Below are 25,161 nucleotides of genomic sequence, written 5' to 3'. Positions count from 1 at the left end.
AATGGCTATGCGATTCTCATTTTCAATACATATTTTGCGCCCCGATAATTAAAACAATATGGCCTCAGGTTTTTTTGCAATTTTAGATGATATAGCTGCTTTAATGGATGATGTCGCGGTAACCGCGAAACTCGCAACCAGAAAAACTGCAGGCATCCTTGGTGATGATTTAGCCGTAAATGCGGAGAAAGCCACTGGCTTTTTGGCCTCTCGTGAAATTCCAGTTCTCTGGGCAATTACTAAAGGGTCCTTGTTGAATAAACTGATCATCGTCCCCATCGCCCTATTGCTGAATGCCTTTTTCCCCATCGCAATTAAGTTCATCCTGATTCTGGGCGGTTTCTACCTGGCCTATGAAGGGGTGGAGAAGATCATTGAGTTTCTTTTCCATCGAAATAAAGCCGGCCATGAAGTCGTCAAAGAAGTTGAACTGACTGGCGCCGACGCAGAGAAAGCAAAGGTGAAATCGGCAGTACTGACGGACTTTATTCTTTCTGTGGAAATCGTGATCATTGCACTGGGGACCGTATTAGATGAACAGCTTACAATACAGATCCTGACCGTTTCGGTCGTTGCGCTATTGGCTACGGTTGGTGTATATGGCATTGTCGCTGTGATTGTGAGAATGGATGATGCTGGCTATTCGCTGATCAAAAGTTCGGGCGACAAAGGCTTCATCTCGAAACTCGGACATTTGCTTGTTAAAGCCCTACCCATCATCATTAGGATTCTTGCCATCGTAGGTACGATCGCCTTAATCATGGTTGCGGGGGGTATATTCGTTCACAACATAGAATATGTACACCATCTGTATCCAAAAGTGCCATCAACATTGAAAGAACTTGCCTACGGACTTATTGGCGGTTTAATTGCCGTTGCCGTAATCACCGGAGGCAAAAAGTTGTTCAGCGCGTTCAAATAAGGCTTATACAATTAGCCTGTAATAAAAGAAGCCGTTTCATGCGAATGAAACGGCTTCTGCTTTTTATATCTTCTGGCAATCGCTAGAAACCATAACGTAACCCAATCTGGAACTGATATGGGTTTCCTGAAGGATTCACAATCCCTGCGTTATTTACGCGATAGTTGAAACTACGTGCTGCAGCATCATAATTCGGTACTGCGGGCACTGCGGGTGCTGTTGGTGTTGCTGCCACCGCCGCACGTCCATTCAGTGCATATAAAGCCTGATTGCCTAAGGACTCGTTTACGCCCCATTTCTTGTTCAACAAGTTGGCAAAGTTGAAGATGTCTCCTGAGATCTCCAGGTTCTGGGTTTTGTTAAACTTGAACTTTTTGCTGATCCTTAAGTCTACTATCCCGAAGAATTCGTTAACCCCGCCATTACGTCTCGCAATTTGACCTGAATAGTTGTTGATATAATCTTTTAAACTCTGACTTGCATCTGGATTATCCATAATTCTTTGTAAGCCGGAGCGAACGGTTTCAGGCACGTTCGGGTCATTGCGGTCAAAGATGTAAGCGAGGTCATTCGTGGCCACAAAGTCGCCGTTGTTATTTGCGCCCGACAATAAACTATATCGTGTTCCGCCAATACCAGAGTATCGAACTCCGACAGTTACGCCATAGAAAGTAGGGAGGGTACCATAGATCACCAGCTTGTTTCTAAACTGGTTATCAGAATAGCTGATCACACTTAAATCCCTTGGGTCGTCAATAACCGGTAGCGATAATGTGGCGGAATTCGCAACGTTCCCGTTGAATGAAGTATTGTCCTTTGTGTCGTTCCAGGTGAAACTGGTCGTAATCTCTCCATCCTTGAAATACTGCCATGTAGCGTCAAGCACTACTGCAAATTGGTTTACCTTACCCTGGCTATTTAGTTCCAGCACACGACCGAATCTGTTGCTGATACGTGCGGTTTTCCAGTCCGGTGATCCGTTTGCAGGCATGACAGGAACAAACACACCGCGGTTAGCTTCATTTGGTAAAGTAAAGAAAGGTGTTGCGGCCATATTCCGGTCTACATACATGTAGTTGTTGCGACCAAACGTTGCATAGCCGGTCACACCTACTTTAAGTTTACTCGTCAGCAATTTGCTGTAGGACACATTGGCCTTGTACACAACGGGGATCTTGGCATCTTCAGCATAGGTGTTGATGGTTGGCAACTGTAAAGCCGACAGCGAGGGTGCCTCTACCGTACCATTTCGGTACCCGATGAAGTCAGGGGTCGGTACATTCTCATTGATTACATCCAGGGTCGCCAGATGTGTACCATCGAAAGTCAGGTTGTTAATGGTTACATAATTGTTTACATCAGAGCCGAAGATACCAGCACCGAAACGAACAAAGTCTGTCCGATTTTCATTGATGTCCCAGTTGAACTGAACCCTCGGCTGGATCAGAAACTGCGTTAACTTGTTATCCGTTCTTACACCCACCTCATCCAGCAGCGTCTGGTTAAGTGGAGACTTCGGGTATGAACTGTAGTCAACCCGAATGCCGCCCACAAAGTCTAACCCTTTAGCAAGCTTGGTCTGCATCTGTCCATATAACGCAGTGTTCCAGATACTGGCCCGAACCGTTGGGTCATCAACCAAAGGCACCTCCCGGTAGAACCTGTTCGGCAGGCGATTCCTAAAGTTATCTAGCGATGTGCCCGCCGCATTATTGGTGTATTCGAAACGTCCGTTTACCTCACTACCGTAAAGCGATTTCGCACGGGTGTACATCACATCAAAGCCGAAAGTGAATTTGATTTTTTCGGTGTTATAGTAAAGGTTGTCCACCAGCTGGAACACATTATTTGTAAATCCTTCCTGAGCGAAGCGGTGCCCACCAATTTGGATGGCCGTGTTTGCTGTTGTGCCATCCGCCAATGTGGATTGAACGTTGTTCACAATCGCTCTTGGAACAGCAAAGCCTAGTTGCTCGTTCTGCGTACTCGCCTGATAAGTATATAGGTGCTGCACTTTCAGCTCATTGGTAACTTTGCTGCTAACCGTAGAACGTAAGGTTGCCAGTAAACTGTTGTCGACATTCTTATCATTACCATAACTTTCAAAAAAGTTAATGGCCGTATTATCTGCAAGGCCTAATGGATTTCTGTCGTTCGTATAATTGTCACGAATCGTTAAAAGATTCTGATCATTGATCTGCCAGTCCAACCGTGCAAATGCCGCATCACTGCCTCTCTTCTTGTCAAAGGTCCCATATTGCGGCGAGTTTGCTACACCATATTGCGTTCTGGCAATATCCAGGAACTCAGATAATGTGGAGTTTGTAATGCGGAAACGGGCTTCATCAGCAGGACCGTTGATGTCTGCAATAATCAGCGGACGTGCATCTTTCTGATGATCCAACCCAACAAAGTAATGCAGCTTGTTTTTTATGATCGGTCCCCCCAACGTAAATCCATATTGGTAAGTGGAAAAGTCGTTATCCCGTTTGATCCCTCGAATATCATAGGGGCTGGCCAGCCAGTCTGCACGACCGTACATGAAGGCACTGCCACTTGTTGTGTTGGTTCCTGATTTTGTTACTGCGGTTACCGTACCGCCGCCTGCTCTGCCCATGGTAACATCATATTGATTCGTAACCACCTTAAATTCCCTTACCGCTTCAATAGAAATGGAATACGGTGCCCCGCTTCTGCTGGTCGTACTACCAGCGGATGTTGGATTTTTAGCACTCATACCATCAATCGTATAATTGGTAGAAGAGCCCAGCTGTCCGGAAATACCGCCGCCCCGACTTAATGGCGATAGGTCCATCAAGTTGGAGAAGTTCCGCCCATTAACTGGTAGTTGGGTCATCGTTTTTGCGGAGATCTCCGTCGACGCACCAAAATTCTGCACTTTATTCTGCAGCCCTGATCCTAAAATCTGAACAGTCTCCAATACCTGTGACGACTCTTCAAGACCAATATTGGCACGCACAACATCGCCGAAGTTCAACGTATAGCCGGTTTTGGTTTGTTCACCCAATCCCATGTAAATAACCTTTACCGTATAAGGTCCGCCAAGCGGAAGTTCCCGGAAAGTGTAGGCACCCTGGGCATCGGTTGAAGTCCTGGTCGTAAATCCAGTGGAGTTGTTGGTCACCTGCACGGAGGCGCCAGGCACAGGCCGCTTATCCGGACCTGTAACAATACCTAAAATAGATGCTTGCGTGGTTTGCGCAAGAAGCGGGTTCTTGATGCCATAACATAGCAACAAGAGGGCAAACAGTAGTTTTCTTTTCATATAGATATGTTATTGTTTTATGTTGCGAAGTTGTTAATGACATGTTAAGAGAAACCTTACTTTAAATTAATAAATAGTTACATCAACAAATTATATTTTAATGATAAATCAATAAATAATTTTATATGCGGCCTTTGGAAGAAGCTTCACCATTGCTTAAGAAAGAAAAGGTCCATACTGCTGACAGTATGGACCTTTTAATAAGTTAGACTTAAGCTTATAGATTTGGATTGGTGTTGATCTCGTTTACCGGTATTGAAAACAGGTAATATGGACTATTCGGCACCAGGTCGCTGCCATTCGGAAACTTAAGCACATAATGCCCCTTAATACCGACAGCGGTCGTGCCCGCTTGGAAAGTCTCCGTAGCTGTTCTTCTCAGCGGTGCTTGTTGTAAACGCAGGATATCCAGCAGCCTGAAGCCCTCGCCCCAAAGCTCACGACGGCGCTCTGTTAAGATCTCCTCAACAAGCTGGCTTTGCGAAAATGCTGCTGCGGTTAGTGGTTGAAGATTCCGCTTACTGCGCAGTTCATTCAATGCAGTTACGGCTCCCGGTAAATCATTCAGACGTGCTTTACTTTCCGCCTCAATCAAAGCCATTTCAGACGACCGCATCAATACGATGTGCCCGGCAAGGTCTGTTTTGTTCCTGAACTTCTTATACAAGATCCAGCGGTACCTCGGATCCGTAGGATTCGTCACTGTTTCAAACAGTGTTTTACGAACATCACCATCAGCAAACAATGCTTTAAAGTACGGATCAGGCATAATGCTCCGGTAGCCGGTGGTTGGTGTTACGTCGATATAGGCAAAGTAGGATGCACCGCCAAGGTTTTGATCCGCCTGTTGTGGGTGTCCCCAGATCCATTCCGGATTACTCACATCATTAAAACCCTGTGCGTACAGCGAGGCTTCCATAATGGCGTAACCACTGCGTGCCTCTGCCGCTTTCACCGCCGCCTGCGCCCAGTTTTCCTGTGTCAGGTAAGTGCGGGCAAGCAGTCCACGCACCACGTTTACATCCATACGGTTTTTAACCTTTCTGGTAAAGCCGTTCAGCAGGGTTTCTGCCTCGGTAAGATCACTTAGTACCTGCGTATAAACTTCTTCTACAGTAGCACGTGGTTTAGAAACGGTAGATGGGCTGGTCGGCGCCGTGTAAATCGGAACTGCTTTTGCCGTTTTGTCTTTTGCATAGGTGAATTGGTACTGTCGCACCAGGTTCAGGTACACAAAGCCTCTTAATGCCAGTGCCTGACCTTTTAAAAATCTGCGCTCATCTTCCGTTCCGTTTGCCGCATCAATATTCGCCAGGATGTTATTGCAGTTGTCGATCACCTTGTATTGAAAGCTCCAGAAGAACAACGCTCTCCGGGTGGTATTATCATAGGGGTCGCGGTAAGGATAAGAATCGCGGAAGCCATAAACGCCATCTCGTGCAATGGCATCGTCGCCCATCACTTCCTGCGTCAGGGTGATGGCAGATAAGCCAGGGTTATCCTGCGAGGTACTGCTTTCCATCAGGTACCGCAAGGTACCATTCATTAAAGCATCAATGTTCTTGGTGCTGGCATAAGTCTCCGTACCGGTAAGATCTCCGGCAGGGGCAGTCTCAAAAAAATCATCCTTACATGCTGGCAGGAAAAACACTGCAGCAAGCAGGATCAGTTTCAAAGTAAAATATCTTGTTTTCATGTGATGTTGCAATTAAAAGGATAGATCTAAACCGAAGGTGTACGTTTTCTGAGATGGATAACGGTAGTAAGTCACCCCATCCACAGCCTGCTCCGGATCCAAACCTTTGTGTTTGTAGTATGTCAGCAGGTTCTCGCCACGTGCGTAGAGCCTTAACTTACCCATGCCCAGCTGATTCGCCCATTTCTCCGGAAGACTGTAGCTTAGGCTCAAATTCTTCAGGCGCACATAACTTGCGTCATAAAGGAAGCGGGTAGAGATGCTGTTCCAGTTTGTCGCTGTCGTCGTTAAACGCGGAACATCGGTATTTGTATTGGTTGGTGTCCAGCGATCTAAGATCTGACTGCTCCAGGTTCTTCCGGTATTTTCGCCAGTGTGCATGATCATCACCTCATCCAGATCAAGCACCTTTCCGCCGATGTTATAGGCCACGAGCGCATAAAGCTCAAACTGCTTGTAACGAATGGAAGAGTTCAATCCACCATAAAAATCGGGTAAGGCACTGCCGGAATAGTACTGGGTGGCATCGGCATAAACGCTGGTGGTGGTACGACCGTTCTCCGCATCCTTGTACCACATCGGCTTACCATTTGCCGGATCAACACCTGCCCATTCGCGGATGTAGAAGTCGTAAACCGAGCTTCCTACCGTCAGTTTCTTTGTAGAGCCCAACTGACCCACATTTCCGCTGATGATTTCTTTCTGTGGCAACTTGGTGATCCTGTTGTTGTAGTGTCCGAAGTTTAAACCTACAGTCCAGTGTACATTTTGATTCGTCACCGGCACAAAGTTCAGCTGCCCTTCATAGCCATTGTTGCGCAGGGAGCCGATGTTATCGTCAATCGCCGTGAAGCCCAGTGACGGGGCTAAAGGACGGCTAAATAACAGGTCTTTAGACTGGCGCTGGAAGACTTCAAATGTTCCGCTGATGCGGTGATTCAGAATTGCAAAGTCGATCCCCGCATTGAAGTTCAGGTTGGTCTCCCACTTTAGACCCGGCGTAGGCAGGCGGGAGGTCACCAATCCGGCCTGACCCAGGCTGTTGTATATGGAATAGAGATCCTGATATGCGTAATAGCTACCCAGGTTATCGTTACCCTGTGCGCCATAGCTGGTCCGTACGGTAAGACTATTTAACCAGTTCGTGTTGGCTAAGAAGGCTTCTGACTTCGCATTCCAGGAAGCACCCACAGACCAGAAGTTACCCCATCTGGATTCCGGACTGAACCTTGATGAACCATCTCTTCTGAAACTTGCAGAGAAAAAGTACCGTTGGTTGTAGTTATAGTCTAATTTACCCAGAAAACTGGAAAGCTTATATTGGTCGGAACTGCCGTTAAAGCTATTGATCAGCGATGCGGCGTTAGGCTCCGTTTTACCATCAAAGCCGAAATTACTACGACTTCCGGAAAGGTTGGAAATATTCAACACATAAACTTCCTGTCCACCTAGCACATTAAAGTGGTGTGCAGACCCCAGATCAAAGGTGTAATCAAGCAAGTTATTGATGGTGTAACCCACCGTGCGAACGCTCCCTTTTGTTACAGAACCGCCATTGGCGATGCCTGAACCGAAAAGTGGATTGGAATAAGACAGGTTGTTGCGATTGTTATAATCTGTGTTTACGCTGCTCTTAAGTTTTAAGCCATCCAGGATGTTGAACTGCAGGTTTCCACGCAGTAAAAGTGCATCTTGTTTGTTGTTGTATTTGTTGAGATCAACAATCCCCAGCAGGTTATTGCCGGTTGCAGCGGCACTCGGGCGGTAGTTACCAAAATCGTAAATCTGATTGCCTGCAGCATCCAGCTTGAAGCTGCCGTCCGCATTGCGCTCATATACAGGATAGATGTTGGAAACCAGTCGTCCAAAGTTTGCGAAGTTTCCCTGGTCACTGTCGCTCTGTGGTGGAGAATCCTGATTGGTGGAAGAGGCCGCGACATTGATGCCCGCTTCAAACCATTTGTTAACCTTCGTATTGTAGTTTACCCGCGTATTGAATCTGCGGAAGCCCGACCCTACGATGAAGCCCTTGTCAGACAAATATCCACCGGAAACAAAATACCTGGAGTCTGCGCTACCGCCACTTACACCAAGGTTTACCTCCTGGCGAATACCCGTACGGCTTAGCGATTTGGACCAGTCGTCCTGCCACAAAGGTACCGCACCCCGCACGAGTTGCCCATCAAGACCTACCGGATTTGGATAGTTCGGCCCATATGGATTAATTTTAAGGTTACTCACCAGCTCTGTGCTTGCAAATTGAGCAGCTTCCTGATCTGTCTTACCTTGATCAAGCTGGTTGTTGCGCAACGCTTCCCATTGCAGCTGGAAGTACTGATCGGTGTTTACAAATTCATAATCTTTTACCGAACGTTGTGAAAAACCGGTATTGGTACTTAAGCTTACCTGTGGTTTGCTGTTGTATCTTCCTGCTTTTGTGGTGATGATGATGACGCCATTTGCACCACGGGAGCCATACAAGGCACTTGCTGCGGCATCCTTAAGCACGGTAATGGAAGCAATGTCGGCGCTGTTGATGGAGTTGATGTTTCCGGAGTAGGGTACGCCATCTACAACGTATAAGGGATCGCTGGAAGCATTAATGGAGCCGATACCGCGGATGCGGATGGAGGCATCACTGCCGGGCTGCCCTGCGGAAGCCACGGATTGTACGCCGGGTACCGCGCCTTGCAAAGCACGACTCACATTGGCTACCGGACGTTTCTCCAGTTCGCTGGCGTTTACAACCGAGGCAGAACCGGTGTAGGTCGACTTATTGGCGGTGCCATAAGCAACCACAACAATTTCATTCAGGTTGTTTTCTGAGGTTTTCAATTGCAGGTTTAAGGTGCCTGAACTGGGCGTCATCTCCCGGGTTTCATAGCCGATATAGGTAAATACCAGGGTCGTTGATCCTTCGGGGATGGTCAGGTTATACTTGCCATCAGGACCCGTTTGCGTGCTGGTTTTAAGTCCTTTGATGTTGACGCTTACGCCGGGAAGGGGCTGACCGCTGCCGGCTTCCGTGACCTGCCCGCTAACTTTCCTGGATTGCGCTTGCGCAAACCCGGATAAGCTGCAGAACAGTATTAAAAAGTAGAGAATTCTGGGTTTCATTCGTATGTATATTTATTTCGCTTGTGTAATTTGATCTAAGGTTTGCGCGAGCGCGTTGATGCGCTTTGTTGCCGTCTGCAGCTGTGCATCGGCTTCTGTCCAGTTGTTTTGTTCAATGGCCTCACGAACACCAGGCAAAGTTTTTACACCATATCCAGTATAGAAGCCGGGGGCATAGATGCTGTGTTTATACCATGTTCTTTTTGGTAAGCCCTCTGGGATAAGCAGACTCCTTTCTGCCTGAAACAAAGCCTGGTTTACACGGGCTATGGCCTTTTTGTCTGTTGCAGGTTTGCTGTTCAGGTAGCTGTTTAAATTCGCTGCCGACTGCTGCAAGGACTTTACTGCGGCCTCAAGCGCATTGAAATCTATGGCCGGCACTTCTGGCTTTGCAGTGGGTTCAATCCAGCTTAACTTCGGGTCAGCAGCCAATTGATAGCTTTTCGAATTAATGAGTGCGTTTTCTGCGCTGTGCTTTTCCTTCAGCTGTGCCGTTAAAGCCTTCACTTCCTCCACATACTTCCCTACAGTTTGACCGAGGTTCGAAAAGTCGAAAGGTAGCACCTCCGCATTGGCCAGTCGCAACACGGCGCGACCAGCAGTTTGCGCCAGCGCTACGCCATAGACGAACGTACCATCTTTAAACCGCACATAATCATCGTAAGAATCGTAGATGGAGTGATAATCGCCGCCTTCATCTTCTCCGCCGAAGCCAAGGTTTAATGTCGGCACGGCTAAGTGTTGCAGAAAAGCAGAGTAGTCTGAACCGGTACCCAAAGCGCTAAGCGTAAGTGTATCTTTCTTCAGTATGGCCGCCTGTGTTTTCGCAGCGCCTGCATTTACCGCATCCTTGGCACGTTTACGCTCAAAGATGCTGACGCCGGTTTGTGGATCCCGAACGTCTTTTGAGATTTCACTCATAAACTGCTCAAGGGCATGGGAGCCGCCTGCCTGCAGGAAGCCACGACTATTGCCGTCGGAGTTGATGTAAGCCACTGCTTTTTGCCTGAGTTCTTCGGCATGGTCTTCAACCCATTCCGTCGAGCCTAGCAATGAAGGTTCTTCACCATCCCAGGCACAATACACTAGCGTACGCTTGGGCCGGAAACCGGCCTTTGCAAGTTGGCCAATAGCTTTGGCTTCTTCAAGCTGCGCCGCCAAACCACTGATCGGATCATCAGCGCCGTTCACCCAGGCATCATGGTGATTACCCCGGATGACCCACTGATCGGGATAGGTGCTGCCTTTCATCGTGGCAATCACGTTATATGCAGGCACAATGTCCCAATTGGATTCTACTTTAAGGTGCACTTTCGCCGCTCCTGGTCCGGTGCGGTAGGTAATGGGCAGTGCACCCCGCCACTCGGCAGGAACCACCGGGCCTTCAAGTGCTGAAAGTAGTGGCAGCGCATCGCCATAACTGATCGGCAGCACCGGTATTTTAAGAATTGTCGTCGCTTCGCTTCGTTCCAATCTTTTTGCCTTAAGGGTAGATGCAGTACCAGGTGTAAGCGGATCACCCGGATAGATCACCATGTCCATCACCGATCCCCGTTGTACCGTCTGATCGTTTTTGAATGGTCCTTTTGGATAGACATCGCCCTGGTAGAAGCCGTCGTCTTTAGGATCGGAATAGATGATACATCCGATGGCGCCATGCTCATAAGCGACTTTGGGTTTAATGCCGCGCCATGACCTGCCGTATTTAGCGATGACGATCTTACCCTTTACATCAATGCCAAGTTTTGCAAGCTGCTCGTAATCGTCAGGCAGTCCGTAATTCACGAAGACCAGTTCCGCGGTAACATCGCCATCGGCGCCCCAGGCATTGTAGGTTGGCAGCTGTCCTGCCTGACCAGACGTCACATCTTCCGGAAATGCTTGCTCCTGAAGCTTGGCCGTATACTTTGTTGGGCCGATCAGTTCAAGTTGCCTGGTCTTAGGTGTCGGGAACAAAACATGGTAGGTTTCCAGCTTGGCATCCCATCCGTAACTTTTAAATTTCTGCAATACGGCTTCTGCCACCCGTTTACCTTGAGCAGAACCCAGATGATGCGGGTAGGCGGATAGAGACTTTATAGTCTGACCGATGTTTGCCGCTTCGAGATGCTGATCAAACTGTTTTTCCAGCTGCTGCTGTTTCGTTGCTGTTGCGGCAGAATAGCCTTTCAGTTGTGGCGACTGGGCCATTGCGAAATGCGAACCGACAAGGCATAGCAGTAGCCCTGTCTTCCATGTTTTGTTCATAAAGACGGTATTTATTCGTTAGGGAAGGTTGGTTTATCGGTGTGCTGTTCGTTACGACTTCTTCGCAAGCGTATCAATGACCTTTACCATATCGGCAAATTCTTTTTCGTCATACAGGCGGGTCAGGTAAACGATCTTTCCGGTAGCATCGATAACGACATTGCGGGTAACGCCACTCTTTTTATTTGCAAAGCGACCAAATATATCGGCACCCGGGTCAAGCGCCAGCGGATAGGTAATCTTCATGTCCTTATGAAACTTCTTCACCGTTTCAATGGGTTCATCGCGGTCTACGCCGATGAGTACCACATTTCTGTCTTTGTAGGTCTGCCACATTTGCTCGAGGTGCGGCATCTCTTTACGGCATACGCTGCACCAGCTTGCGGTGAATTGCAGGATTACGGTCTTGCCTCTCAACTCCTTTAAGGAAGTTTTGCTGCCGTCCTGTAACACCAACTCGAAGTCTTCCGGTGCCTGATCGCCAACTTTCACCAGGTATCCACGGTCTTCGTCAGCACTTACCGTACTGTTGCTTGTGGTTGCTGCAGCGGGTGCCTGTGCAGTTGATGTTCCGGTGGTAGCCACAACGGTAAATAGCGACAGGCCAATTGCGGCAAGGGGATGTACAAAGAATTTCATAATAACGGTATTTAAACAGGGACTATTTAGTTGACCTCGCCGGCAAATATAGTTGCTAAAAATATTAATACTATAGAATTAGTAGACTTTGTTCAAAAGTGTGAAATTTCTGTGATGAAATTGAAAGCAGGCGCGTCGATTTGGGCGTTAACCGGGTGCATGGGCTGCTAAGCAGGCAGCAATTTGTGAAACATTTCTTATCTGGTATGCCCATCATCCGGCTCTTGTTCGGGTTTCCTTCGGCTGGAGGCGAAGCATAGGCGAACGAAAGGCGAACAATAGGCGAACGAAAGCCGGTTGAAATACCGTTCCGTCGCGTTACTTTCATGCATCTGTTTTGGTGCTTGATCCCTTGAGACAGCGTGCGTTAATGATTTCACACGTTGTAAAAAAAATAAGTGATGTAGCTGAAAAATTATATTTTTGAAATACAATCAACCAAACATGAAACTGAAGAACCTTTCTATACTTGCAGTGCTCGGACTGCTTGCGTATTCGAACCATGCAGAGGCGCAGCTCCTTAAGAAATTCCAGAAAACGCTTGAAGACAAAGCGAGTCAGAAAGTAGATGATGTGCTGAATGGTAAAAAGAAGGCAACAAGTCCTGCGGCGGAAAGCACAGCAGCGAAAGATGCACCACCACCGGTAGAAGAAGTTTACTCCTTTACACCGGGTTCGACGATCCTGTTTGAGTCTGATTTTAAGCGGGACAGCAAAGGTTCCATGCCGAAAAGATGGAAGACCAGCAGTACCGGAAGTGTCGTTTCCATTCCAGACATGCCGGGGAACTGGCTTGCCCTTGCTCCACGCACCACTTATAAGATCGACAGCCTGTTAAAGGCACCGGAGAACTTTACCATAGAATTTGATCTGGTTACCCGTAGCGATGAGGCCAAAGATATCGGCAGCATGGCTTTCGGCTTTGCGCGTGATAATTCCATCAAGAACTACATCTCGGACGCCTATAATGATAATGGGATCACCAACACGCAATTCCATTTCCATAACCGCGACATCAACAACTCCAGCAGTGATACCAAGGTGTATAATACGTTAAGCTATCCATTCGCGAACTATGCAAACGGCTTGTTGCACGTGGCGATTGCTGTAGAAGGTGAAACCATGCGGGTGTATGTAAATCGCTCAAAGGTTCTGGACACGAGGATGCTACGCAAGGACTTGCCGAAATATTTCTACCTGAGTGCACCGTTTTCTTATGATAACCAGGCCAAGGTTTACTTTGGAAATTTTGTGATGTCGAAGTCGTAACAGCTCATCAAGCGCTCCATGTTTTCCGCCCAAGACCAGGCACCCTTTTCTGAAGATGCAGCGCGCAGGAAGCGCGTTGCGCATGCCGCAATTCTGGTTGCTTCCCTCGGCTACTTCGTAGACATCTATGATCTGTTGCTGTTCAGTATTGTTCGCGTGGCCAGCTTGCAATCGCTGGGGTTCAGTGGAGAGGCGCTAACCAGCTCGGGTATTTACCTTTTAAATGTTCAGATGATCGGACTGCTTGTCGGCGGCATTGTCTGGGGAATTCTGGCGGATAAGAAAGGTCGTTTGTACGTCCTTTTCGGTTCCATATTTATGTATTCTGTAGCGAATATTGCAAACGGCTTTGTACATAGCATAGAGGGTTATGCGTTCTGGCGTTTCATTGCGGGCTTCGGCCTGGCTGGGGAACTTGGCGCAGGCATCACGCTGGTTGCTGAGCTCATGCCGAAGGAGAAGCGCGGCTACGCAACCACGATTATTGCTTCCGTAGGGGTGAGTGGTGCCGTTGTCGGCTACTTCATTGCACAATTTTTCGACTGGCGCACCTGTTTCTTTATTGGCGGTGGATTGGGGCTCTCGCTGCTCCTGCTACGCGTTGGTGTCGCAGAGTCTGGCATGTTCGATAAGACCAAAGTAGATACGGTAAGTCGCGGGAACTTTCTGGCACTATTTACTAAAGGTCGCTTTCTGAAGTACATGCGGTGTATCATTATCGGTCTGCCTTTATGGTTTGTCGTGGGTATACTCATCACGTTTTCTCCGGAATTTGGAAAAGCGCTAAACATTCAGGGCGAGGTAAAGGCCGGTGCTGCCGTGGCATGTTGTTATGGCGGATTGGTTATTGGTGATATACTAAGTGGCTTAATCAGTCAGTATCTAAAAAGCAGGGTCAAGGTGGTCTACATCTACCTGTTCCTGTCTATGTTGTGCATCGTGGTTTATTTTCTTTCAAGAGACACAAGCTTGTTTAATTTTTATCTGATTTGCTTTGTGATGGGCATTTCGGTTGGCTACTGGGTGATCTTTATGACCATTGCAACTGAACAATTCGGTACAAATCTTCGTGCTACAGTTACCACCACTGTGCCGAACTTCGTGCGTGGGGCTGTTGTGCCCATGACTTTACTGTTTCAATACCTGCGGGGTGTATTTGATGGTTCGCTGGTTGCGTCCGGTATCGCGGTGGGTTTGATTTGCCTGGTGCTGGCGTTTTGGGCTTTGTACCATATGCAGGATACCTTCTCCAAGGACCTGGATTATGTTGAGGTGTAGTTTTTAACAAAATCACTAAATCTTCATTTCAACTTAAAGCCCGCTGTAAGTGCCATTAATCTCCATCAAAATGTTACAGCGGATGTTGACCTTGAATCCATTTTCAGGACAGCACAGGTTGCGACTTAAGATTAAACATGGTAGATTGACGCCTTAAACGTTAAACATGAAGTCTTGCATCTTAAATTTGTTCTACCTGTGTGTGTTGCTGATTCCCGCCGGTTTGAAAGCCGAAACCCAGCTTCCAGCGCCATACGCTTTGCAATGTGAACATTTAGAAGGTCCAATTGGCGTTGATGAAATGCATCCGAGATTATCATGGAAGCTTCGCGATGCGCGTCAAGGTGCAAAGCAAACGGCTTACAGACTTCTGGTAGGTAAAGATTCTTTGTCTGTTGTACAGCGAAAGGGAGATGCCTGGGATACCAAGAAGGTAAATGCAGATGAAAGTCTGGTTCGGTACCAGGGTGCAGCGTTGCAGCCCTTTACGAAATACTTCTGGGCTGTTGAGGTGTGGGATAAAGATGGAAAGCCATGCGGTAGCAGTGTAAGTAGCTTTGAGACGGGTATGATGGGCATGGCCAACTGGCAGGGTACCTGGATCAGCGACGGTCATAACATCAATCAGCGTGCTGCTCCCTACTTCAGAAAAGTATTTAACCCCGTAAACAAGAAGATTAAATCTGCACGTGCCTATGTTGCGGCGGCTGGCTTATATGAATTATACTTAAATGGAGAGAAGGTCGGTAACCATCGACTGGATCCAATGTATACCCGTTTTGATCGCAGGAACCTTTATGTGAGTTATGATGTGACCGCCCAGCTTAAAGCAGGTAAGAATGCGGTGGGTGTGCTGCTTGGAAACGGCTGGTACAATATGCAGTCCTTAGCCGTATGGAACTTTGATACGGCGCCATGGCGCGCCCGTCCAACCTTCTGTCTGGATCTGCGGATTACCTATGAAGATGGTACCACTTCGGTGGTGAAAACGGATGGCGATTGGAAGACGGATGCTGGCCCGGTGGTTTTTAACAGCATTTACACTGCAGAACATTACGATGCAAGGTTGGAACAGCCGGGTTGGAATACGGCCGACTTTGATGATCAGAAGTGGCGTGGCGTGCGTCTGCAGGCTGCACCCTCCACACAGGTGGTTAGCCAGCTCATGCATCCGATACGAGATGTACAAACCATTCCTGCACAAAGTTTGAAAGTGTTAAATGATTCCACCTATGTGTTTGATTTGGGTAGGAACATCGCCGGCGTTACGGAAATCAAAGTTCAAGGTCCGGCAGGTACCGTGGTGCGCATTAAACATGGCGAACGCTTGTTGCCTGATGGGAGGGTAGACCTGTCGAATATCGACGTTTACTATCGACCGAAAGACAATACAGATCCCTTTCAAACGGATCTATTCACCCTCAAAGGACAAGGTATAGAAACCTTTAAGCCTAAATTCAATTACAAAGGTTTCCAGTATGTAGAGGTGACCAGCAGTAAGCCTGTTAAAATCGACAAATCGAGCATCACCGGTTACTTTATGCATAGTGATGTGCCGGTAGCAGGGAAGATTAACGCCTCCAGTTCCCTCGTGAATAAGTTGTGGGCAGCAACGAACAACTCTTACCTGTCAAACTTATATGGCTATCCTACAGATTGTCCGCAGCGGGAGAAAAACGGCTGGACCGGGGATGGACATTTCGCCATTGAAAGCGGATTGTACAACTTTGATGGGATCACTGTTTACGAAAAATGGCTCGCCGACCATCGTGATGAGCAGCAGCCCAATGGCGTGCTGCCGGATATCATCCCGACAGGTGGATGGGGTTACGGTACTGCAAACGGCACAGATTGGACGAGCACAATTGCCATCATTCCATGGAACGTGTATCTCTTTTATGGAGACTCCAAATTGCTGGAAGACAGCTATGAGAGCATCAAGAAATACGTAAACTATGTGGAACGCATCAGCCCGGAAGGACTGACCAGCTTTGGCCGCGGTGACTGGGTGCCGGTAAAGTCAGAATCACCTTTAGAATACACTTCTTCGGTTTACTATTATGTTGATGCGGTGATTTTAAGCAAGGCGGCACTACATTTCAATAAGCCTGAGGACCAGCGTTATTACAGCGCGCTGGCAGAAAAAATAAAAGCAGCCATCAATAAGAAATATTTCAATGCGCAAACCGGGATCTATGGTAGTGGACTACAAACGGAACTCAGTGTAGCCTTGCAATGGCATATTGTACCTCAAGGTATGGAAGCTAAGGTTGCTGAAAATTTAGCGAAAAGGGTAAAGGCGGATGGTAATCATCTGGATGTTGGGGTGCTGGGTGCAAAGGCAATCCTAAATGCTTTAAGTGAAAATGGGCAGGCCCAGACGGCCTATGATCTTGCGGTGCAGGATACCTATCCTTCATGGGGTTGGTGGATTGTTAATGGCGCAACGACCTTGTATGAAAACTGGAACATCCAGGCGGAACGCGATATTTCCTTGAACCACATGATGTTTGGCGAAATTGGCGGCTGGTTCTTTAAAGGTATTGGCGGTATTATGCTGGATGAGCAACGCCCTGGTTTTAAGCATGTGTTGCTTAAACCGAACTTTGTAAAGGGTCTGGATCACTTTGATGCAGAACATGAAGGCCCGCAAGGTAAGATAAAGTCATCCTGGAAGAGACAGGGGAAAAAGGTAACCTATGTGGTTTTAATTCCCGCGAATTCAAGTGCGACGGTTTACTTTCCTTTGCAGGCCGGACAAAAAGCATATCAGGGAAAGTCGACCGTTCAGGACATACTACACCTGGATGCCGGAACCTACCAGTTTGAAATAGAATAGCAAATGCTAGGATTAGTAAACTAATGTTTTTTCTCTTGCAGCAACCGGCCAACAACCTTATTCAGCGTTAAGCCTTGTACGAAAATAGAAAACACCACAACACAGAAACTTGCTGTTAAGATCAGTTCGCGATAGGGTGAAGGAGGTAGTGACAGCGCTAACGCCACAGAGATACCGCCCCGTAAACCACCCCAGGTAAGTATGCCCACACTGTTGTACTCTATACGCAGCGAACGACGTAAGAAGGCGATTGGAAGTACAATGCTCAGCATTCTGGCAATAAGCAGGATCACAATCGCGAAAGCACCGGCAACAAAATAATCCAGGCTAAAGGAAACCATCACCAGTTGCAATCCAATGAGCACAAACAACACGGTGTTTAACAACTCATCCAGTAAGCCCCAGATCCCTTGCAGGTATTCATCCAGTCTGGATTCCGCGTTGTCGCTGAATGGTTTACTGCCAATTAACAGACCTGCCGCCACTACGGCCAAAGGAATGGACACGTGCAGCATGCTACCAACTAAAGAGATGATCATGACCAGCGACAGTGAAATCATTAGGATGGTTTGAAACTCCTGGATGGCACGCATCATGCGGTAGGCTATTGCGCCCAGCACAAGCCCAAGCAGCAGCCCTCCAAAAACTTCCTGCGCGAAAAGCAGGGAAGTATGACTAAGTGAAAAATGACTTCCGGGCGCTGCGGCCAAGCCTACAAACGTAATGAACAGCACAATGCCGATCCCATCGTTAAACAGCGACTCGCCGTTGATGATGGTTTCCAGCCGGCTAGGCATCCGGGTATTCTTGAGCAGTGCGGCTACGGCGACGGCATCGGTAGGGGAGACCAAGGCGCCGAATACCAGGCAGTAAATGAATGGTATGTCGTGCCCAACATAGCCGAGTGCGTAAAAAAGTAGTGCAGCGAAGATCAGGGTAGACAGCAGTACCCCCACAGTGCTGATGACGAGCACACCTTTTAGGTTCGATCGTAGCTTCTTTACATCAAAATGCAGTGCGCTGGCAAAAAGCAGGAAACCAAGAAGGATGTCGAGCAGTGTGCTTGAAAAGTCAATAGAGGCACTTAATTCCGTGATCAAGCGTGTGAAATCAGGTAGCACTTTGCCGGCGAAAACGGTCATTAAGGCCGCGGCTATTGCCAGCAACATGACCCCGATAACACCGGGTAATTTTATCCATCGGGCATTGATGTAACTAAAAATAGCAGTGATGGTAAGGAGGGTGGTTATGACTGCGAAAAAATTCATGTAGGCTTAAAAACGAGGGTAAAATACGAAATAAACAGGTATATAGCCGTGCTGGTTTTTGAGCTGAACTGAGATAAGTTATCGCTATTTTTGTTTAAGACCTGATTTAACACTGTTTACCATCTGGGGATGTTATTGACATGGAATTAAATAACTACATCAATTCTGGTGCTTTGAGCGTGAGTTTGCTCCAGGTACTTGAGCGGCTTCCGGAGGCATATCTGATCTTGTCTGTGGACAAGAAAATACTTACAGCTACAGATCTCTACCTGGAATTAATGGGCTTGTCGAGATCAAGTGCGGAGCTTAGTAATTTGGCATTGGTCCTTGATCTTTATAACACCAGTATTCCTGACCTGTCCCGCAGGGTATCCAAAGCATTGGATGAAGTGCTGCTGACTGGCGAAAGCCGCACCATTGATGCGCAATATATCCGCCACCGCTATTACGAGATCATCCAAACACCAGTTTTAAATGAACAGCGTGAACTGTTGTACATCATTCACAAACTACTGGACATCACGCGGCTTATAAAAAAAGAGTTTGAATTTGAACGTCGCGCTAAGAACGACTTAAAGAAGCTTACAGAAGCCGCAGACCTACTTTCAAAGGTAGAAGAAGCCGGTTCTACAGGGAGTTACCAGCTTGAGCTGCAGAGCCAACGCATTACTTTTTCTGACGGTATGTACCGCCTGCTCGGGTATGAGCCAGGTGCATTTGAGCCAACAACTGCATTCTTAAAGGTGATATCTTATCGGGGAGATGATGAGGTGGTCAGCGGGATTATATCAGATGCGATCCGAAACCATGGAACATATGAGTATACCCGCCGCATTTATCTTCCCAACAAAGAAATGCGCTACATATTGAGCAAAGGGAAGGTCATCACAGACCAGGCGGGCGAAGCATTATCCTTGCTGGGCGTGTCCCATGACATTACAAGTCAAAAGAAGTCCAGTGAAGCTTTAATCAAAGCACACGAAGAACTGCAGAAGAGTAATGCATTGCTTCAATCCATCTTTGATGCTACGTTGATCGGCATATCGTTGCTCCGGCCGATACGTAATGCGCAAAATGAAATTGAAGACTTTACCATTGTGCTGGTTAGTAAAGGCCTGGAAAATGAGACTGGCCGTAAGGACCTTGTGGGTAAGCATTATGCAGCTGAGTTTCCGGGCATTAAGCCTGCGGGCTTATTTGACATCATGATTAAAGTGATGGAAAGCGGCCGCCCGGAGCAACACGAATACTTTTATCCGTTTGAAGGTTTTAACCGTTGGTTCTCCTGCACATTTGTGAAGATGGATGGAAGCCTGGTTGCCACAAACCTGGATATCACCGCGCAGCGGGAAGCAGAAGCGAGAATCCGGGACATTCAGGAGAATCAGAAGCTCGAGGTGTTTAAAGCAAGCTTACGGACGCAGGAAGAAGAGCGGCGGCGGATCGCGGAGGATTTGCGTAACGGCATCGGACAGTTGTTATATGCGGTGAAGATCAACCTCAAGCCGGTGGACGCGAATAAGGCTCTTGCAGATCCTGAGGCTTTCCACCGTGCGAAACAATATGCGGATAAAATTTTGGCAGATGCCATAAAAGAAGTCCGTAGGTTGTCTCACCAGATGACGCCGGCCATCCTTGAAGATTTTGGACTGGAGGAAACAGTTATTGAGCTATGTAAACAGTTTCAGCCAGATATTGATCTATCCTGTCGCGTTGTTGGCTTAACCAACCGGCTCGACAGTTACATCGAGCTTTCTGTTTACCGTATGGTTCAGGAACTACTGGTAAATGTGGTACGTCATGCTGCAGCAAGTGAAGCGATCATCGAAATTATAAAGGAAGGTCGTGCACTTACCATTCTAGTCCAGGATAATGGAATAGGGTTTAACCCTGCGCAGTCCGGCAAGTTTGGGCTCGGACTTGCCACTCTGCTGAATAAAGTCCGGATGCTAAATGGTACGATTAACATTGAGGCTGCCGCGGGCACGAAGGTGACCATTAACCTTCCTTTGGAAGGCGTTTAGGTTAAAATTCTACCAGCTTTTGCGTGAAATTGTACGCGCTCCCTTCCATATCTTTGAAAATGCATAACTTTAAATGTTATGCAAGGCTTCGCATTCGCAATAACCACATTGCCGCAGGCCATAATGAAGATATAATCAAATATAAAAATGGAGAGACGCTTAGCGATCAAACAAATATTATTCCTCGCGGGTGGTATGGCACTACTTCCATCCTGTTTAAGGGATACCGGAAAATCCTCAATAGCACTTCAAACCATAGACGTCAGCCTCGATCAGGAACACTTATTGGCAGACATTTCAGAAACCATCATTCCCGAAACGAAGACGCCTGGCGCGAAAAGCCTGAATCTGCACCTGTTTGCGATAAAGATGCTGGACGATTGCTATGCGAAAGAAGATCAGGAGCTATTCTTCAAAGGCCTTGACGCTTTACAGGACCGTTCGGAAGCACAGTTTTCCAGAAGCTTTCAGAAGTTAACCGTGCCGGAACGCGAACAGCTACTCCTGGCCATCGAGAAAGATGAACAGGCGGAACCTGCGATCAAGAAGTTTTACGACATCATAAAGTCGAAAACCATTGAAGGATATCTGAGCTCTAAATACGTGATGACCAACCTAGTTGTATGGGAACTCGTGCCAGGCCGTTGGAACCCGTACTATGCTGTTAAATCTGCTTAATTTTTTAAAGAACAATGTCGAATATCAATATAGATAGCCAAAAGACAAACACCTACGATGTGATTGTTATTGGCTCTGGAATTAGTGGTGGCTGGGCTGCCAAGGAATTTACAGAAAAGGGTTTTAAGACCCTGGTGCTCGAAAGAGGCCGCGATGTGCAACACATCAAAGATTACCCCACTACAAACATGTATCCCTATGAATTTGATCATCGTGGTCAAATGCCATTGGCGGTTCAGCAGGAAAATCCAATCGCCAGCAGGTGTTATATTTTCAGGGAAGATGCAGCACATTTTGTTGTGAAAGACAATGAACACCCTTACCAGCAGGAAAAGCCGTTCGACTGGATCCGTGGTTATCAGGTGGGCGGGAAGTCGCTGCTATGGGCAAGGCAAACGCAGCGCTGGAGTGACCTGGATTTTGAAGGCCCTGCGCGGGACGGCTTCGCTGTGGATTGGCCGATCCGCTACGCGGACATTGCGCCCTGGTATAGCTATGCAGAGCGATTTGCAGGGATTGCAGGTAATAAAGATGGCTTGCAGGAGCTGCCTGATGGGGAGTTCCTTCCAGGGTTTCCACTCAATGCCGTAGAAGATCACTTCAAAGGTGTATTAAATAAAAAATACCCGAACAGGCACGTGATCAGCGCACGTTGTGCGCACTTGTCTAAACCCAATCAGATCCACCTGGATCAGGGCAGGGCAAAATGCCAGAACAGAACGCTCTGTCAGCGTGGCTGTCCTTTTGGGGGCTATTTCAGTAGTAATGCATCTACCTTGCCATGGGCTGCGAAGACTGGCAATTTGACCATGCGACCAAATTCGGTCGTAGAATCCATCATATACGATGATAAAAAAGGCAAGGCAACCGGCGTGCGTGTTATTGATGCGAACAGCAAGCAGGAAATGGAGTTTTATGCGAAAATCATTTTCGTAAATGCTGCGGCGTTGAACACGAACCTGATCCTGCTCAATTCTAAGTCCGACAGGTTCCCTAATGGCTTGGGTAACGACAATGGCCAGTTGGGTAAGTTCGTCGCTTTCCATAACTACAGTGCGAGAATCAGTGCAGAGTACGATGGCTTGTTGCAGTGGTCCACCGATGGCCGCAATCCTGCAGGTGGGGGATACCTGCCAAGGTTCCGTAACCTGCACAAACAGGAGACCGACTTCAAGCGGGGTTATGCAGCTGGTTTCAGCGCAAGACGTTCTGTAAACCGCGATTCCAGCGGTGTTGGCGCTGCGCTAAAGGATAATCTGGTGAAAACACCACTGGGCCCATGGCAGGTGGGTTCGCACATGATGGGAGAAACCATTCCTAAGGCGGAGAATTTCGTTAACCTGAGCAAAGATAAAAAGGATGCCTGGGGTGTTCCGCTATTGAACATCTCGGTAGACTACGATGAAAACGACCGTTTAATGAAGAAGGACTACATTGAACAGCTTTCTGAGATGTTTACCGAAGCAGGATTTAAAAACATTAAAGTCAATGATTCTTCACAGGCGCCAGGTCTGGACATCCATGAAATGGGTGGCGCAAGGATGGGTCACGATCCAAAAACCTCTATTCTGAATAAGTGGAATCAGGTTCATGCCTGTAAGAACGTTTTTGTGACGGATGGGGCGTGTATGACATCGACTTCTACCCAGAATCCATCGTTGACCTATATGGCGCTAACGGCAAGAGCGGTAGATTATGCGGTGAAATCGATCAACAAGTACGAGATCTAGTTCTTAAGCTTTACAGGCCTGATTGCCTCCAGACACGGAGGTAATCAGGCCTTTTTGTTTCCATACAGCAAGGGACGATTACATGTCTAAGCCAATGAACATCAACATCCTGATGGCACCGGCGTGAACACCGACGCAATCACACAAAGCTAGTTCAGATTAAACTTATCGTTTCGAATATTCACCACATTAGACGTAAAAAGAATACCGACAATCAAAATCCCAATGAGGATGGCCAGTGCCAGCTGCAGGTTAGAGTAGATTTTTGAACCCGAAACAATGCGTTCCGTATCCGTGATGATCTCATTGCCCACCTGTTTCTGCGTGTCGATCAGCTTAGTGAGGTAATTGGTGGCATTGCTGAACATCGCTTTTCCCTGCCGCTCATAATCGTTCAGTGCCACAGCAGATTGGTTGTTGTAAACATGGTTTACCAGCCTTTGCTCCATCGTCATAATTGACTTCAGGTTTTTTTTCAGGTCCTGCAATTGAACCTTTTCCTGTTGTACCAGGTACGTCTTCTCGTACTTGTTCACCAGAGAATCAATGTTCCGGTTATATCTCGCCAAATTGCCACGGAGATCAAGTTGATGGGCCTGCGCATTCGTATAAAGTACACTCTCAATGATGTTTCGCCTTGCATAAAGATTCTCCACGATGTGGTAAAGATCCATGGCTGGTACCAAACGGTCATTATATAGCGATATAAAAGATTCATTCATATTCTTCACACTCTTGTCTTCCAGAATACGGATCAAGATGGAGCAGGTCATGATGAAAAACAGCAATACCGCTATCTTGACCTTCTGTTGTATGGAATAGGCGAATCTCATGGCTATTTGGTTAGGAAATAACTAAGATAGCGATTCTTGGGGAGGAACCCGTTTTTCATTGGTTTGCAATATTAAGTCGTAAAGCCCTGATCCAGAGCTATGGATTCATTTTTGTTAGTGTAAGTTGTACACTATCGTGTACCTTTGTATAAATCTCTCAAGACTATGAACAAGCGATTATTGCCTTTAACAATTGGCGGCTTTAGCCTGGGAATGACGGAGTTTATGATGATGGGCGTACTGCCTGACGTTTCTAAATCCCTGGACATTTCCATCCCAACTGCCGGTCACCTTATATCTGCCTATGCACTGGGCGTTGTCATCGGTGCACCCTTGATGGTTGGCTTATTTTCCAAGCTGCCCCCTAAGAAAGTACTTATTGGATTAATGGTGATGTTTGGGTTGTTTAATGCCCTGTTTGCCTTATCACCATCATACGAGTTCTTACTGATCACCCGCGTGATGGCAGGATTGCCACATGGTGCCTTCTTCGGCATCGGTGCGGTTGTGGCTAGTCAGCTGGCGGAGCCCGGCAAGGAAGCGCGTGCTGTGTCGATGATGTTTGCAGGCCTGACCATTGCCAATATCATTGGTGTGCCTATTGGTACATACATCGGTCATAACTTCAGCTGGCGACTGTCTTTCTTCATCGTTGCGGCTTTCGGACTTATTACCGCTGCAACCACCAAATTGTGGCTGCCGGCCATTAAAAACAAGAACGAAGGCAGTTTCAAGGACAGCCTTGCGGTATTCAAGAATGTAGACCCTTGGTTAATCATTGGTATTTCCGCAATTGGTACCGGCGGTATGTTTGCCTGGATCAGTTACATTGCGCCATTAATGACGGAAGTATCCGGCTTCAGCAACAACAACATCACGGTGATCATGATTATAGCGGGTGTTGGTATGGCTGTGGGTAACTTCATCGGCGGCCGTCTGGCGGATAAGTTTTCTCCATTGATCACCACAACCGTGCTGTTGTCGGCCATGGTCTTATCTTTATTCATTATCCCTGCAGTGTCTCAATACCAACCTGCTGCCATTGCCATGACCTTCATCACCGGGGCAATTGCCTTCGCGGTGATTGCACCGATGCAGATGCTGATGATCAGTGCGGCAAAGGGATCGGAAATGATTGCTTCTGCCGTACTGCAGGCCACAGCGAACTTTGGTAACGCCATAGGTGCATTTTTAGGCGGCTTGCCGATAGCGATGGGCTATGGTTATACCTCTCCACAGTATGTGGGTGCAGGATTGGCCGCCGTTGGTATCGGTTTTTGTATGCTGCTGATGCTTAAACAACGCGGAACGGTATTGGTTAAAGGGTAGCTCTAC

Annotated in this window: 15 protein-coding genes; 8 read left to right on the top strand and 7 right to left on the bottom strand. The window is 47.5% G+C overall.

What is annotated here, in order from left to right; genetic code table 11:
* Nucleotides 1-58 precede the first annotated feature (58 nt).
* On the top strand, nucleotides 59-922 hold the full coding sequence (locus IEW69_RS14980) for a DUF808 domain-containing protein (RefSeq protein ID WP_188627691.1): 864 nt from the start codon (nucleotides 59-61) through the stop codon (nucleotides 920-922).
* An 82-nt stretch (nucleotides 923-1,004) separates the two neighbouring features.
* Here IEW69_RS14980 and IEW69_RS14975 read toward each other — a convergent pair whose 3' ends face one another.
* The 5 genes from IEW69_RS14975 to IEW69_RS14955 form a co-directional block, all read right to left on the bottom strand.
* Nucleotides 1,005-4,208 carry a TonB-dependent receptor gene (locus IEW69_RS14975; protein WP_188627690.1) on the bottom strand — a complete coding sequence of 1,068 codons (3,204 nt, stop codon included), beginning with the start codon at nucleotides 4,206-4,208 and terminating at the stop codon, nucleotides 1,005-1,007.
* Between the two features lie 217 nt (nucleotides 4,209-4,425).
* The gene (locus IEW69_RS14970) at nucleotides 4,426-5,904 is read right to left on the bottom strand and encodes a RagB/SusD family nutrient uptake outer membrane protein (RefSeq protein ID WP_188627689.1); all 1,479 of its coding nucleotides are present in this window, start codon (nucleotides 5,902-5,904) and stop codon (nucleotides 4,426-4,428) included.
* A gap of 12 nt (nucleotides 5,905-5,916) precedes the next feature.
* Complete coding sequence (locus tag IEW69_RS14965; RefSeq protein ID WP_188627688.1) at nucleotides 5,917-9,021, bottom strand: SusC/RagA family TonB-linked outer membrane protein; 3,105 nt, start codon at nucleotides 9,019-9,021, stop codon at nucleotides 5,917-5,919.
* 12 nt (nucleotides 9,022-9,033) lie between these two features.
* Complete coding sequence (locus IEW69_RS14960) at nucleotides 9,034-11,268, bottom strand: transferrin receptor-like dimerization domain-containing protein (protein WP_188627687.1); 2,235 nt, start codon at nucleotides 11,266-11,268, stop codon at nucleotides 9,034-9,036.
* Nucleotides 11,269-11,319: 51 nt separating this feature from the next.
* The gene (locus IEW69_RS14955) at nucleotides 11,320-11,907 is read right to left on the bottom strand and encodes a TlpA family protein disulfide reductase (RefSeq protein WP_188627686.1); all 588 of its coding nucleotides are present in this window, start codon (nucleotides 11,905-11,907) and stop codon (nucleotides 11,320-11,322) included.
* A gap of 444 nt (nucleotides 11,908-12,351) precedes the next feature.
* On the opposite strand from IEW69_RS14955, the gene IEW69_RS14950 reads away from it, so the two are divergent.
* The 3 genes from IEW69_RS14950 (at nucleotide 12,352) to IEW69_RS14940 (ending at nucleotide 17,293) form a co-directional block, all read left to right on the top strand.
* Complete coding sequence (locus IEW69_RS14950) at nucleotides 12,352-13,176, top strand: hypothetical protein (protein WP_188627685.1); 825 nt, start codon at nucleotides 12,352-12,354, stop codon at nucleotides 13,174-13,176.
* 18 nt (nucleotides 13,177-13,194) lie between these two features.
* On the top strand, nucleotides 13,195-14,454 hold the full coding sequence (locus IEW69_RS14945; RefSeq protein WP_188627684.1) for an MFS transporter: 1,260 nt from the start codon (nucleotides 13,195-13,197) through the stop codon (nucleotides 14,452-14,454).
* A gap of 166 nt (nucleotides 14,455-14,620) precedes the next feature.
* The gene (locus IEW69_RS14940; protein ID WP_188627683.1) at nucleotides 14,621-17,293 is read left to right on the top strand and encodes a glycoside hydrolase family 78 protein; all 2,673 of its coding nucleotides are present in this window, start codon (nucleotides 14,621-14,623) and stop codon (nucleotides 17,291-17,293) included.
* 20 nt (nucleotides 17,294-17,313) lie between these two features.
* Here IEW69_RS14940 and IEW69_RS14935 read toward each other — a convergent pair whose 3' ends face one another.
* Nucleotides 17,314-18,561 (bottom strand): cation:proton antiporter, encoded by a 1,248-nt coding sequence (locus IEW69_RS14935; protein WP_188627682.1) that lies wholly within the window; start codon nucleotides 18,559-18,561, stop codon nucleotides 17,314-17,316.
* A gap of 140 nt (nucleotides 18,562-18,701) precedes the next feature.
* On the opposite strand from IEW69_RS14935, the gene IEW69_RS14930 reads away from it, so the two are divergent.
* From IEW69_RS14930 to IEW69_RS14920, 3 genes are all read left to right on the top strand, one after another.
* Nucleotides 18,702-20,585, top strand: a complete 1,884-nt coding sequence (locus tag IEW69_RS14930) for a sensor histidine kinase (protein ID WP_188627681.1) — start codon at nucleotides 18,702-18,704, stop codon at nucleotides 20,583-20,585.
* 147 nt (nucleotides 20,586-20,732) lie between these two features.
* The gene (locus IEW69_RS14925; RefSeq protein ID WP_188627680.1) at nucleotides 20,733-21,263 is read left to right on the top strand and encodes a gluconate 2-dehydrogenase subunit 3 family protein; all 531 of its coding nucleotides are present in this window, start codon (nucleotides 20,733-20,735) and stop codon (nucleotides 21,261-21,263) included.
* 14 nt (nucleotides 21,264-21,277) lie between these two features.
* Entirely contained in the window at nucleotides 21,278-22,993 is a 1,716-nt protein-coding gene (locus tag IEW69_RS14920) for a GMC oxidoreductase (protein ID WP_188627679.1), read from the top strand.
* A gap of 149 nt (nucleotides 22,994-23,142) precedes the next feature.
* Here IEW69_RS14920 and IEW69_RS14915 read toward each other — a convergent pair whose 3' ends face one another.
* Entirely contained in the window at nucleotides 23,143-23,826 is a 684-nt protein-coding gene (locus IEW69_RS14915) for an MCP four helix bundle domain-containing protein (protein ID WP_188627678.1), read from the bottom strand.
* A gap of 165 nt (nucleotides 23,827-23,991) precedes the next feature.
* On the opposite strand from IEW69_RS14915, the gene IEW69_RS14910 reads away from it, so the two are divergent.
* Nucleotides 23,992-25,155 (top strand): MFS transporter, encoded by a 1,164-nt coding sequence (locus tag IEW69_RS14910; RefSeq protein ID WP_188627677.1) that lies wholly within the window; start codon nucleotides 23,992-23,994, stop codon nucleotides 25,153-25,155.
* Nucleotides 25,156-25,161: the final 6 nt, after the last annotated feature.

Origin of the sequence: Pedobacter quisquiliarum, assembly GCF_014642175.1 — a bacterium.
Taxonomy (GTDB): Bacteria; Bacteroidota; Bacteroidia; order Sphingobacteriales; family Sphingobacteriaceae; genus Pedobacter; species Pedobacter quisquiliarum.
The sequence above is the reverse complement of the archived record's forward strand: the minus strand, read 5'-3'. Positions and strand labels throughout refer to the sequence as shown.